This is a genomic window from Rhizobium oryzihabitans, assembly GCF_010669145.1.
GTDB lineage: Bacteria > Pseudomonadota > Alphaproteobacteria > Rhizobiales > Rhizobiaceae > Agrobacterium > Agrobacterium oryzihabitans.
On the sequence record NZ_CP048635.1, the window covers coordinates 1129840 to 1142912 of the forward strand.

General features: G+C 58.4%; 13 protein-coding genes. 7 read left to right on the plus strand and 6 right to left on the minus strand.

Going from position 1 to position 13073, the window contains the following annotated elements:
- Nucleotides 1-68: 68 nt before the first annotated feature.
- A complete protein-coding gene (locus tag G3A56_RS21970; RefSeq protein ID WP_003498154.1) occupies nt 69-521 on the minus strand; it encodes a MarR family winged helix-turn-helix transcriptional regulator in 453 nt (150 codons plus the stop codon).
- 153 nt (nt 522-674) lie between these two features.
- Between G3A56_RS21970 and G3A56_RS21975 the strand changes: the two genes are divergently transcribed.
- Entirely contained in the window at nt 675-1445 is a 771-nt protein-coding gene (locus tag G3A56_RS21975) for an alpha/beta fold hydrolase (RefSeq protein ID WP_082185174.1), read from the plus strand.
- Nucleotides 1446-1600: 155 nt separating this feature from the next.
- Here the strand turns inward: G3A56_RS21975 and G3A56_RS21980 are convergent, their stop codons facing one another.
- Complete coding sequence (locus G3A56_RS21980) at nt 1601-2548, minus strand: helix-turn-helix transcriptional regulator (RefSeq protein ID WP_082185173.1); 948 nt, start codon at nt 2546-2548, stop codon at nt 1601-1603.
- Between the two features lie 83 nt (nt 2549-2631).
- On the opposite strand from G3A56_RS21980, the gene G3A56_RS21985 reads away from it, so the two are divergent.
- The 6 genes from G3A56_RS21985 to G3A56_RS22010 all read left to right on the plus strand — a co-directional run bounded on the left by G3A56_RS21985 (nt 2632) and on the right by G3A56_RS22010 (nt 8713).
- Nucleotides 2632-3924: an ABC transporter substrate-binding protein gene (locus G3A56_RS21985; protein ID WP_082185172.1), complete on the plus strand. Its 1293-nt coding sequence runs from the start codon at nt 2632-2634 to the stop codon at nt 3922-3924.
- A gap of 126 nt (nt 3925-4050) precedes the next feature.
- Complete coding sequence (locus G3A56_RS21990; RefSeq protein ID WP_082185171.1) at nt 4051-4935, plus strand: carbohydrate ABC transporter permease; 885 nt, start codon at nt 4051-4053, stop codon at nt 4933-4935.
- Nucleotides 4935-5834, plus strand: coding sequence for a carbohydrate ABC transporter permease (locus G3A56_RS21995; protein WP_003498163.1), 900 nt, complete (start codon nt 4935-4937; stop codon nt 5832-5834). Before G3A56_RS21990 ends, G3A56_RS21995 begins: the two co-directional genes overlap by 1 nt.
- Before the next feature lie 5 nt (nt 5835-5839).
- Nucleotides 5840-6931: an ABC transporter ATP-binding protein gene (locus G3A56_RS22000; protein WP_035243281.1), complete on the plus strand. Its 1092-nt coding sequence runs from the start codon at nt 5840-5842 to the stop codon at nt 6929-6931.
- A 13-nt stretch (nt 6932-6944) separates the two neighbouring features.
- Nucleotides 6945-7958: a Gfo/Idh/MocA family protein gene (locus G3A56_RS22005; protein ID WP_035242970.1), complete on the plus strand. Its 1014-nt coding sequence runs from the start codon at nt 6945-6947 to the stop codon at nt 7956-7958.
- The gene (locus tag G3A56_RS22010) at nt 7955-8713 is read left to right on the plus strand and encodes a ThuA domain-containing protein (RefSeq protein ID WP_035242971.1); all 759 of its coding nucleotides are present in this window, start codon (nt 7955-7957) and stop codon (nt 8711-8713) included. Before G3A56_RS22005 ends, G3A56_RS22010 begins: the two co-directional genes overlap by 4 nt.
- A 103-nt stretch (nt 8714-8816) precedes the next feature.
- Here G3A56_RS22010 and G3A56_RS22015 read toward each other — a convergent pair whose 3' ends face one another.
- From G3A56_RS22015 to G3A56_RS22030, 4 genes are read right to left on the minus strand one after another with little or no spacing between them, the layout of a single operon-like run.
- Nucleotides 8817-10064, minus strand: coding sequence for a glucarate dehydratase family protein (locus G3A56_RS22015; RefSeq protein WP_082185170.1), 1248 nt, complete (start codon nt 10062-10064; stop codon nt 8817-8819).
- The gene (locus G3A56_RS22020) at nt 10064-10861 is read right to left on the minus strand and encodes a sugar phosphate isomerase/epimerase family protein (RefSeq protein WP_082185169.1); all 798 of its coding nucleotides are present in this window, start codon (nt 10859-10861) and stop codon (nt 10064-10066) included. The genes G3A56_RS22015 and G3A56_RS22020 overlap by 1 nt, the downstream gene beginning before the upstream one ends.
- A complete protein-coding gene (locus G3A56_RS22025; protein WP_164056827.1) occupies nt 10858-11892 on the minus strand; it encodes a hydroxyacid dehydrogenase in 1035 nt (344 codons plus the stop codon). Before G3A56_RS22025 ends, G3A56_RS22020 begins: the two co-directional genes overlap by 4 nt.
- Nucleotides 11889-13058, minus strand: a complete 1170-nt coding sequence (locus G3A56_RS22030) for an SGNH/GDSL hydrolase family protein (protein WP_082185168.1) — start codon at nt 13056-13058, stop codon at nt 11889-11891. The genes G3A56_RS22025 and G3A56_RS22030 overlap by 4 nt, the downstream gene beginning before the upstream one ends.
- Nucleotides 13059-13073 lie beyond the last annotated feature (15 nt).

Here is a 13073-nt window from a genome sequence, read left to right on the forward strand (position 1 = left end):
TCGACACCTGCCGCTGCCCTCGATGACGGCTGGCCGCGATGTGCCATGGCATTATCGGCGCGCTGCGCCTATGGCTGCTCGGTGCTGGCGCGGACCAAACCATCTCGCAGTGATTGAACCTTCTCGTTCAGATCGATCATCTGGGGTATGGTGAATCCGGAGCGGCGCAGCAGCGCATCGGTGAGGCAGCCGGTCTTGGGCTGGAGTTCAGTCCCCTTAGGGGTGAGAAACACTTCGACCAGACGCTCGTCCGTCGTGCTGCGCCGCCGCGACAGAAAACCGGCAGCTTCCAGCCGTTTGACAGCAGGCGTAATCGTGCTCGGCTCAAGTCCGAGCCGGTCGGCAATGGCGGATATGCTCAGGCCGTCGCGCTCCCATAAGGCGCTCAGCGCCAGATACTGCGTATAGGTGACGCCAAGCGCGTCAAGCATGGGCTTGTAGGCCCGGTTAATCGCAATGGCAGCGGAATAGATCGAGAAGCACAATTGGCTGTCGAGCGGCAGGGTCGGGGCATCGGTCATGTCGGATCTCCAAAATTTTCTGCGAATGTTTTCATGACATTATCACAGAAACCATTATTGCGATAATAAAAAAGTAGACAGATAAAACGTGATGGCGTACAAGATGATTATCGCAATAATGGTTATCGCGAAACAGAAAAAGGAGTTACGCACATGCTCAAGAATATCCTGCTTGCCGCCGCCGCCTCCATCGCAGTGGCCGCCACCGGCACCTCCATCGCATCGGCGCAGAATGATGCTGCCGTCAAGAACATCGTCCTGGTCCACGGCGGCTTCGTCGACGGTTCCGGCTGGAAGGGCGTTTATGATATCCTGAAGAAGGATGGCTACACGGTCAGCATCGTCCAGAACCCGACCACCTCCCTTGCGGATGACGTTGCCGTTACCAAGCGCGCCATCGACCAGCTGGATGGTCCGGTCGTGCTCGTCGGCCACTCCTATGGCGGTGTTGTCGTCAGTGAGGCCGGCACCAACGAGAAGGTCAAGTCGGTCGTCTACATCGCCGCTTTTGCACCCGACAAGGGCGAATCTGTTTCCTCGCTGATCGCCAATCCGCCGGAAGGCGCTTCGGTGCCGCCGATCCTGCCCCCGGTTGACGGCTTCCTGTTCCTCGACAAGGCAAAGTTCGCAGCGTCCTTCGCCGCCGACGTCGATCCCGAAACTGCCGCCTTCATGGCCGACTCCCAGGTTCCATGGGGTGTTGAAGCCTTGGCTGGCGCCGTGACCGAACCGGCCTGGAAGGTGAAACCGAGCTTCTATCTGGTCGCCTCCGATGATCACATGATCCCGCCGCCCGCCCAGCGCCTGATGGCCAAGCGCGCCGGAGCGACCGTCACCGAGGTTCCCGGCAGCCACGCGGTCTATGTCTCGAACCCGCAAGCCGTCGCTGATGTCATCGAAAAGGCGGCAAAAGCCAAAAAATGAGATGCTTGAAAGCCGAATCGAGAACTATAACCGGGGAGACGATCCCCGGTTATATAACTGTGGAGTTTTCAGTGGCCGGGATAGATCTTAAACTTCCGAGCCCGAAAAATAGGTTGGCCGCCAGAATTCTGCCCGTCTGTCCGGCCTCCATGCCTTCAGAATGTTGCATCCTGCGGGTGTACAAGATCGACATGTACCTTGCGGCGGTATCGCATCGGGCTGATGCCGTGGATTTGTCGGAAGAGCCTGTAGAAATGACTAAGGTCATCGATGCCGCAGTCGAGCGCGATCTCCGAAATCGGTGTGTTTGACGTCGCCAGATGCCGGGCGGCGTGGTCCATTCTCACGGTATTGACATAGGCAGAGGGCGTTTGACCCAGAAGCCGGCGGAACGTGCGCGAAACATGTTCATGGCTACGGCCGGAAAACTTGACGAGCGCCGGCACGCCACTCCGTAATGCTTGCGGATCTGCCATCGCATCGCAGGCCCGCATCATCCAGTCCGGTGCCTCTGCAGGCGCTGCATCCACCGCATCGATGAGCAGATCAGTCATCAACGCGAGCAGGAAAGATTCGATACGTGCGAGCGATCTGTTCCCGCGGTCAAGGATCTGTTCCAAAGCGGACAATTCTCTGAGCTTCGTAGCATTCAGCCGGAATGCGGCCGGCATCCGGCCATTTGTCCAGAAGTAACGTCCTGCCAACTCGCCTACGTAGCGGTCAAGAAGATGCGCTGCGGTCTCCAGGCTAAATGCAACGTTGACCATCCGACAGGGTGCTTCCTCGGTGTTTTGAAACGCGTGACGGTCCGACGGGCGAATGAACATCAGCCCACCGGATTCGACTCGCTCGACCGCACCATTGATGAAATGCGAGCAACTGCCGGTGACAATCCAGAAACACTCGAAAAAATCATGATCGTGAAGCGCAGGAGGGGGTGTCCGTTCGATCCAAGGTCGATTGACATGGAATGCTTCATTTGGCCCGATCTTTGCGGCAAGACTGATTGTGAAACGCTTACTCACATCAAATAATCCCGTAAAATTATCAAGCTGGCCCAAGAAATCTGGGAGTATCTGAATAACATTGTCAATGATTGTCAAGTCGTGGTTGTTGGATCAGTCGTCTGGGAGAGGCGGCTCCAACGGGGAAGCGGTTTGGACAATGACTAGGGAGGAGAACGCAGATGTTGCAGAAAGTTTTGTGGGCGAGTTGTGTCCTGGCATTGAGTGTCGTTGGCACTCCGGCCTTTGCCGCAACCGTCAGAATTGCAGAACACCGGCAGGCCAGGATCGAAGCCCTGAAAGCTGTTATCCCGGACATCGAAAAGCAGACCGGTGTCGACATTGAACTTGTGGAATATCCAGGCCCTGATCGCGAGTATGTTTCAAAATTGCTGACAGAGATTGCCGCCGGGGCTGGCCCCGACGTGTTTTCTCTGCCGAGCATCAGTCAGGTCGTCGATTTCGCGACCGCCGGCTATCTGCAGGACGTGACCGAAGAGGTGAAGGCATCGGACGCCTATAGCAACTTCTACGATATCACCAAAAAGGCCGCCACATTCGATGACGGCAAAATCTATGTGATGCCGACCATGCTGTCGGTGCAGCAGCTGTTTTTTCGCCGCGACATTCTGGAAAAGGCGGGCATCTCAACGGAACAGCCCAAGGACTGGAACGACCTGCTGCAGCGTTCGATTGACGCAAAGGCAAAAACCGGCAGTTACGCTCTGATGCTGCCGATGGGCGTGACCTGGGGCTCGGGGTCTTTCGTTGAGAGTTTCAGATTTTTAATTGCCGGCAGCTCCACACCGCAGATTGCGTCCGCCGGTGGGAAGCTCGATCTGACCAGCAAGGGGGTCGGTGAGGTGTTTGGCTTCTATGAGCAGATGGTGGCTAACAAGCTCCTGCCGGTCGATCCGCTGCTTGGCCCAGAGCCCTGGGTGATCCCGAAATACGAGATGTTTCCTGCGGGCAAGTTGTTGATCACGAGTTGTGGATCCTGGTGCTACATTTTCGATTGGGGTCCAAAAAGCAAGAACCCTATTCCTGATGTCACCAAGACAGTGGGTACATGGTCGGTTCCCGGTAAGGACGGTGGCCAATACGTGATGGTGGATCTCAGCCATCCCTGGGCGGTGAATACTTCGGCTTCAGATCCGGATGCTGCCAAGAACGTCCTCAAAGCCATGGGTTCGGTCAAGCTCATGGTTAGTTATGCCGCAAACGAAGGCAATCTGCCCTCGCGCAAGGATGCGGTGGACGATACGGAATTTCAGAAACTCACAGCACTCGTCCCACTCATGAAGGACCTGGATCGCGGTGCCTATCTGAAAAGCGCACCGGGCTTCTCGACGGTTATGGAAGGTGTCGGTCGAGCCACGGAGGCGTTGCTGCTCGAAAAGGCCGACGCAGCCGGCGCCCAAAAAATCCTCGTCGATTACGTCAAGGCGACGCTCGGCGACGATGTGGTCAAGTAAGCCGACCGACCATCTCGAGACCGGGGCACGGCAAGCGCCCCGGTCGCCACCGAACGAAACGGTCCGCTCTGCGACGGTCGATCAACGGCTGGCCTGGCCACATCTTTCATGAAAGACGAGTGAAACATGTCAGAGAGCTTCAGACACAGGGAGGTATGGCGCAACCGATTGCTCATCCTGCCTTCCGTATTGCTGTTGACAGCCTTTGTGATCTATCCCGCCTTCGTTGCAATTCAAACGAGCCTGACCAACGCGGCCCTGACGGGACCTGCCGCAATGAGCCCCCGTTTTATCGGTCTGGCGAACTACTCCAGGCTTCTTTCCGACGGCAACTTCTGGCGCTCGCTGGCCATCACCTTCTGGTTCGTATTGTTCTCAGCCGTGATCGGCCAGCTTCTGCTCGGTCTCCTCTCCGCCATCTTGTTGCGGCGGCGTTTTGCACTGAGACCCCTGATCAACGCCATCATCCTGATGCCCAATGCGGTGCCGGAAGTCGTCGCGGCCTTGATGTGGGCATCGATGCTCGCGGCCGGGGAATATGGCACGCTCAACAACATCGTCGCTTGGTTCGGTATCGATCCGCAGCGCTGGCTGACGACCTTTCCGTTGACGATGATCGTCATCATCAACATCTGGCGCGGCATAGGCTTTGCAATGATCCTGATGACGTCGGGCCTGAGCGCGATCTCGGACGAACTCTATGAAGCGGCCTGGATGGACGGCGCCAGTGCCAGCCAGATATTCCGCCGCATCACACTGCCTCTGCTTGTTCCAACCATTTTCCTCTATCTTCTCGTTTCGACGGTCTCCACCATAGGAATATTCGGCCTTGTTTTCGCGCTGACCCGAGGTGGGCCGGCCGGGGCAACAGAGATCATCGGCATCTACATCTACAATCAGTCATTTAACGCCTATCAACTCGGATATGGTTCGGCGGTCGCCGTTGTGGTGCTGGCCTTCTCGCTGGTGATCGGGATGATCTATGTCCGCGCGCTGAAGGTGGAAGTCTGATGGCTGAACGCACCGAGACCGCGAAGGCAGCCGCGAGCCGTTATGGGCTCCTCCTCGTCATTAGCCTCTATTGTATAATGCCCTTCCTCTGGCTTCTTGCAGCCGCCTTCGACGCGGATGCGACGCTGTTCCTGAAAATGCCTGCGCAGTTCAGCCTGACCAACGTCTTCCGGGTTTTCCTGGAGCAGGACGGGCTGCGATGGCTGATGAACTCCCTCATCGTCTGTGGCCTGTCGACCGTGCTCGTTCTCTTCCTCGCGGGGTTCGGGGGCTATGCTCTGTCGAGGACGCAAGCCTGGTGGAAACGGCCGTTTCTCTATTCGATCATACTCATCCGGGTCCTCCCGACGACCGCGCTCATCGTTCCGCTCTACAAGGTCATGTTGAGCGGCAATCAGTTTATCGCGAGTGTTGTCCGCCCGGTTGTCGATCCTGAATATTTCCGGGCGACGATGCGTATCGTTGGTTTCATCGACGGCTATTTTGGGCTGATAGTGCTGATGGCGACGATGCATTTGCCGCTGGCGCTCTGGATCATGAAGACCTTTTTCGACACGGTTCCGCGGGAATATGAAGAGGCGGCGATCATGGATGGCGCAACCTTCGCGCAACGCCTGCGTCGCGTGCTTATTCCACTCGCAATGCCGGGTCTCGCCGCCTCAGGTCTTTTTGCCTTCATCGCCGCCTGGGGTGACTTTCTTCTGCCACTGACTTTCATCTCGTCGCCGGAACTGCGGATGCTCCCGCTTGGAATCTACAGTGCCTTTCTGCGCACCAGCGAGATCGACTACGGCCTTCTGGCCGCGATCGCAACCATCTACACCATCCCCGCCATAATCGCTTTTGCCTTCGCACGGCGCTTTCTGGTTCAGACCTTCGGCGGCGGATTGAAGGGATAACACTGATGTCTTCCATTACCCTCAGCAAAATTCGCAAAAGCTTCGGCGCACTCGAGATTATCAAAGGCGTCGACATCTCGATCAAGCAAGGCGAATTCGCAGTCTTTGTCGGCCCTTCCGGCTGCGGCAAGTCCACGCTCCTGCGCATGATCGCGGGCCTGGAATCGATCAGTGGTGGTGAGTTCCGCCTTGATGGCGAGCTCATGAACGATGTCTCGCCGGACAAGCGGGGGCTCGCGATGGTTTTCCAGTCCTACGCGCTTTACCCGCACATGACGGTCGCGGAAAACATCGGCTTTTCCCTTGATCTGAAAGGCGTCGACAAGGCCGACATCAAGCGGAAAGTCGGTGCGGTGGCGGAAAAACTCCAGTTGAGCGCGCTGCTCGATCGCAAGCCTCAGGCGTTGTCCGGCGGTCAGCGTCAGCGGGTGGCGATCGGTCGGGCAATCATAAAAGAGCCCAAGGTGATCCTGTTTGATGAGCCGCTTTCCAATCTGGACGCTGCGTTACGGGTCCAGATGCGCGCGGAGTTACAGGAGCTGCACCGCACGACAGGTTCCACCATCATCTACGTTACCCATGATCAGGTGGAGGCTATGACACTCGCTGATCGTATTGTCGTCCTGAAAGACGGGGAGGTACAGCAGGCGGATCATCCGATCGCACTCTACAAGGAGCCAGACAACCTTTTTGTGGCCCAGTTCATCGGTTCCCCCAGGATGAACGTATTTTCCGCGCATGTCGAAGCTGTAAACGACGCCATCGCCACGATACTGACCGTTGAGGGATGGAGAGTGCGCCTGGAAGGGTTCAAAGAGCTTGTCCCCGGGCGAGCCGTGCAACTTGGACTTCGCCCGGAGGACCTTTCTCTCACAGATCCTTCGGATGCGGACTTTACCGCCGAAACCCTCCTGTCGGAACGTCTCGGTATGGAGACCTATATCTCCTTCAAAACCGACGGCACTCCGGCGATCGCCAGAATTGTCGGAGATCATCGGATCGGAACCGGGGAGCCCGTGCCCCTGAAGATTAACCACCTCGCGTGCCATCTCTTCGACCAATCCGGTCGAGCGATCCAGCGCTTTCAAAATCACTAGATACGGAGAAAACATGCCTCTGAAACTCGGAGTTATTGGCTGTGGCCTGAAGGCCGCTGGCTACGCGCGAGCATGGGTGAAAAGTCCGCTTGCTCCCACCTTCGTCGCCCTGACCGATACCAGCCCCGCTTCGGTAGAACGTTTTGTCGAGATCGTTCGGCAAGGCGGCGAGCCGAAAGTATATGACACGGCCGACGCGCTGCTGGCGTCGGAGGCGGCCAATCTCGATGCCATCTACATCTCAACGCCGCATGCCTTTCACGCCGGCTATGCCAAAGCGGCTCTGGAACATGGGCTGGATCTGCTCCTCGAAAAACCGATGTCGCTCAATTCGCATGAGGCGCGCGAAATTCTGGAGGCCCGTGAACGCGCCGGTCGCCAGGTCGTTGTCGCTTATCAGTCCTCGCTCTCGCCGCTTCTACGGCGCATGCGGGAACGGGCCGATGCCGGTGAATTCGGCGCGCTGCTGGCGGTTCACGGCGAGGTCTGGGAGAATTGGCAAAGCCGCTACGGCACCAGCTGGAAGCAGGTGCCAGCCCTTTCCGGAGGTGGCTTCATCTTCGACACCGGTTCGCATCTTTTTAACGCGGTCCTGCAGATGACCGGAATTGGTTATCAGAGCGTTTCCGCGAGCCTCGATAACCGCGGCCGCGACTTTGAACTGGTCGGAGGCGTTTTCGCCAAATTGGAAAATGGAACGACCGTAAATCTGACTTTCTGCGGCGACACGATTCCCGGCTGTGAATCCTGCCTGACGCTCTTCTACGAAAGGGCCATTCTCCGCGTCGATATCTGGGGCAAATGGTCGGAGCTGCGCCAGGGACAGATATCCATACGTGAAACCGCCGGGGAAGACCTGAACGCTGTTCTCGAAATCTTCGCTGATACCTGCGCGGGTCGCCGCGCCAATCCATCCACCGCCGAGCGAAGCCTGCATCTCGCAGAACTGTGGGATCTGATCAAGCAATCTTCGCAACATGGCGGTGAGCGTCTGACGCTGCAAACCAAGCCTGGAGACCTGAAATGACGAGACCAATCCGCATTACGATATGGAACGAGAACTGGCATGAGACCAAGCAGCCAGAAATCCGGGCGGTGTATCCGGAGGGGATACACGGCGCCATCGCAAACGGAATAGCGGCAGAAGATTTCCAGATCAGAACGGCTACCTTCTTCGACCCGGAATTCGGCCTGACCGACGAAGTTCTGGCTGAGACCGACGTGCTGTTCTGGTGGGGCCACGTGGTTCACAAGGAAATACCTGACGAACTCGTTACCCGTGTACAGAAGCGGGTTCTCGATGGCATGGGTCTCGTCGTCCTGCATTCCGGACATCATTCGAAGCTGTTTGCACGGCTCATGGGTACCTCCTGCAATCTTAGCTGGCGCGAGCATGAAGGCGGCGAGCGTGAACGGGTATGGGTTATCGACCCCGCACATCCCATTGCACAAGGCCTGCCGGAATCCATTGTTGTTCCCCAGTCGGAAATGTACGGCGAGCCCTTCGATATCCCGCAGCCGGACCACCTGGTTTTCGTTAGTTGGGTTGAGGGCGGAGAGGTTTTTCGATCGGGTTGCTGCTATCACAGGGGACGCGGGCGCATTTTCTATTTCAGTCCCGGCCATGAAAGCTTTCCGATCTATTTCATGCCGGAAATCCATCGGGTCCTCTCCAATGCGGCCCGCTGGTGCGCATCGCCGCACGAAGATGGAACCCGTATGGTAAACAGGCATCGCCCTGTGCCGCTTGAAACAATCCGAAGCGATGAGGGGTCGCCATGACGATCCGGTTCGCGATCTTCTGATCCGGTTTTAAAACAAGGTGAGGCCGGCTCTGCCGGCGATGAGCAAATCCAAAACGGCCAAGCACATCGCCTATGATCCGTTACCAGCGCGGCACCCGCCTTTCATAGGCTGGATCGAAGAGCTTCATATAGGCTGTATCATCGCGCTCTTTCATCGCGGTCTGATCATAAAGAGCCGCGAGTTCAGCGAGTTTCCGCCGGTCGAGCGTAACGCCAAGTCCCGGCCCTTTGGGTACATCCAGGCGACCGCCACGGAACGTGAACGGTGCGCCCTCGATCACGTCGACGCCGGTCCAGGGGTAATGTGTGTCGCAGTCGAAGCTCAGGTTCGGCGTTGCGGCGGCCACATGGATCATTGCCGCAAGGGTGATGCCGAGATGCGAGTTGGAATGCATGGAGACGCCGAGCCCCAGTGTCTCGCAGATCTTTCCGAGATGGGTCGAGGCGCGCAGCCCGCCCCAGTAATGGTGATCGGACAGCACGATCTGCACCGCGTTTTTGCGGAAGGCAGCGGCGATCTGGTCGAATTCCAGAACGATCATATTCGTGGCGAGCGGGATAGACGTCGAGGCTGCGACCTGCGCCATCTGGTCCATGCCGATGACCGGATCCTCGAGATATTCGAGAATGTTTTCGAGCTTGCTGGCGATGTAGATCGCAGTTTCCACGGTCCAGCCGCCATTGGGATCGATCCGCAGCGGATGATTGGGAAAGACTTCCCGAAGCTTCAGCATGGTCTCGATCTCGAGATCGGGATGCAGCACGCCGCCCTTGAGCTTCAGCGACTGGAAGCCGTATGTATCGACCATCCTGCGGGCTTCGCCAACCATCTGATCGGGTGTCAGAACCTCTCCCCATTCATCCCGGGCTTCCCCAATATGGGCCGCGAATTTGAAAAACAGATAGGCGCTGAAGGGAACGCTGGTGCGGACCGCACCGCCAAGCAGGTCTGAGACCGGCCGCCCGAGAAGCTTGCCCTGAATGTCGAGGCAGGGGACTTCGAAAGCCGAGGCGACCACGTCCGTCAGCTTGTGATCGGCCACCGCCGATTTGGCATTGATGCCGCCGCTGCCGGGCAATGCGGTGAGGACGCGCGATTTCAGCGCGTGAAGATGAAACGGATCGAGCCCGATCAGAGCGGGGGCTGCGCGTCGCAACCCATCCAGCGCCTTGATGCTTCCGTAACTTTCCCCGAGGCCGACCGTGCCGTCGTCACATATGACCTCGATGACGGTGCGCAGCGCATGGGGCTGATGCACGCCTTTACAGTTCAGCAGCGGCCTGTCGGGAATGGCGACCGGCGTGAGATGAATTTCGGCTATACGCATCAAAAAGCTCCTTGTCGCCACCAGCCGCGCGCCGCCTTCAGCGCATCGTCCAGCGGGGGCAGTTCGGGATGCCAGTGGCGCTCCCATTCCAGACTGAGGGGGATTTGTCGTTCATCCGACTGTAAAATCGAAAGCAGGTCCGCCATGGGAAAATCACCATGGCCCGGCAATACATAGCGTCGTCGGCCATCGCTGTCCGTCGTGCTATCCTTGACGTGCAGATGGACGACATTTTGTGCGATATGCTGCCAAAGGGTTTTGAGATCGCTGCCTTTGGCCCAGGTGTGGTGGGTGTCCCACAAAATCCTGGCTGCCGGCACGCGCGCGACGAAGGCGAGAAGCTGCTCGAAGTCCGCCAGCGCGTCGTGTGTCTCGATCATCAGGTCGACATTCAGCCCGCGTGATTGTCGCAGCGCCCGCCAGTCGTCCAACAGGCGCGCTGCCAGTGTCATCTCGTCCAGTCCCACCTGTTTGCCGCCGTCGAAGATGCGCAGATAGGAAATGTCTGCGGCTTCCGCCCAGTCGATGAAAGGCTCGACGGCGGAAAGATCGGTGCTGCCGAACAGCCGAATGGACGTGTTGAGAGCGGCGACCTTGAGACCGCGTTCGGCCAGAAAGGCTGCAAATCTGGAAGGAGTGGCAAACTCGACCGTGAGCGCCGGGATCAGGTCGACCGTGCCGGACAGCGTGCGCAACTCCACATGCGCGATGCCATGTCGCTGTGCCAGATCGGCCGTTTCGTGCAGACTGAGTTCGGAGCAGCCAAGCGTTGAAAAACAATAATCGAAAGCGCTCATGCCATGCGCTCCATATCCCGTTTATGGACTGGGTGAAGCGGGGCAAGCCCTGCGACGAAACGTTCGATCTCGGTAATGGCGAGATCGGAAAGTGCCCGCAATTCATTGCCCAGCGCCCCGGCAATGTGGGGGGTGAGCACGACATTGGGCAAATCGTAGAACGGGCTATCCGTCGGCAAGGGTTCCGGCTCCGGCGTATCGATCAGAATACGCAGCCGTCCGGAAAGCGCCTCTGCCAGCAATGCGTCGTGATCGACCAGCCAGCCCCGTGCCGTGTTGATGAAGATTGCATGATCGGCCATCAACGCCAGTTCGCGGGCGCCAATCATGTGACGGGTTTCGGGCAGGATCGGCGCGTGCAGGGAGACCACATCGGACCAGGCGAGAAGCTTGTCGAGCTCCATTTTCGTAGCACCAAGTGCGGCCGCGTCTTCCACCGAAAGAAAGGGGTCGTAGACGGCGATCTCGAATTTTCCGCGCGCCAGCATCTCCATGACCAGCCGGCCAATCCTTGATGCGCCGACAATGCCGACTTTGCGCGAATAATTGCCGAGATAGGGCAGGCTCATCCCACGCCTGCTGCCAAAACCGCCCGTGCCGCGCTCTGCCCGATGTTCGTCTCGCAGACGAAACACATCCTTGCCGCACATGATGATTGCCGCATAGGTAAATTCGGCAACCGGAACGGCCATGGCGGATGCCGCCGTGGTGATGAGGATATCGGATGTGTCCCAGAATTCGGCGGGTGCGACGGTGCGCACCGAGGATGCGGCATAGGCAACCATCCTGAGCTTTGGCGCACGGGCGAGGCGCGCGCGCGTCAGGGACGGCGTGCCCCAGGCGGCCAGCAGAATATCCGCCTCGGCCAGCGCCTCGGCGCCCGCTTCCGTGTCGAAATCCGTATAGGGGAAGCCGGGGATGATGTCGGTTACGGCATTCAACCGTGCCCATTCGCGCGAACCGAAAAAACCTTCGGGAAGCTCGTTGCGCATGGCGATCAACAGCCGTGGCTTGTCTTGATATTGTCTCATGGGCGCACCGGACTTGAAAGGGGGCGAAGCTCGATACGGGCGACGTCGATTTCGATCGGTCGAGAACCGGGCCGCAGGATCACATCGAGAAAAAGCTCGGGAGGGGCTTCACCTGCCCTGAGTTTCAGGGAGGGAGTTCTAAGCGCGCCGCTCCATTGGGTGGCTGGGAAAGGAAAAAATGTGCCGTCCTCTCCACGGAAAGGCGCAAGTGCGACTGCCTCCTGCCCTTCGGCTGCCGCATCTTTCAGGCGGAGCGATATTCCGAGCACGTCGCTATGCGCCGGCACCTCTACATCGCATATGGCCTCCACCCAGGAGCCTGTGCCCGGATGGACAAGCTGCCCGCCGAGACGGTGGCTCTGCTCACGCATTTCCGTGACTGTCAGGGCTGAAAAATCCGATGCCAGATTGCCTGCTGGATTGTTCACCTTGTCAAAACGATCGTCTCTCGCAAGGATACGGGCTGGCGCACGCGGCACGATCGTCTGCAGATAGTTCGCAAGCAGCTTTCCGACAGCAAAGGCGCCGGTCACCGCAAAATGGGTGCCGTCGTCCGAATAACCCGGATGGGGCTCGCCGAATTCACTTTCGGGATCGACCCAGGCCGAGTTCCAGTCGAAGACATGGCAATTGGCGTGATCTGCGGCAAATTCGATGCTTTGCCGGTTGATCCAATGCGCCTTTGCCCGCTCCGCACCGCCAGCCGGCCATTTCCCGACGCCACGGGCGAGGATCGGAAGCAGGATGACCACCTTGCCCGCGTCGAGCAAAGCCGAGACGATCCGCGCCCGGGTATCGGCAATCGTCTGGCGTGTTTCCACCATCATGTCGTTGGTGCCGGCATCGACGATGATCAGGTCGAAATCCGATTGCAGCAGTCGCGTCAGCCGCCGTTCGATCTCGATTGCCTTCTGGCCGGAAACCCCGAAATTGAGGCCGGAAAAGAACCGGCTGACACCCGGCCGATTGCTCGGCTCCCAGCCGGGCGGCACGCCTGGATCGTGGTATACAGGGCAGCAAAGCCTGCCATGCGACAGGACCTCGGCCCAGCTCATCCAGCCGCGTGCCGATGTGGCAAGCGAACTGGCGTCAGCAATATGGTTCTGCTGGACGAGCGAGGTGCCGAGAATGGCAATCCGGCTCGCCCTTGGTAACGATACGGACATGGTTTTACCGGGATA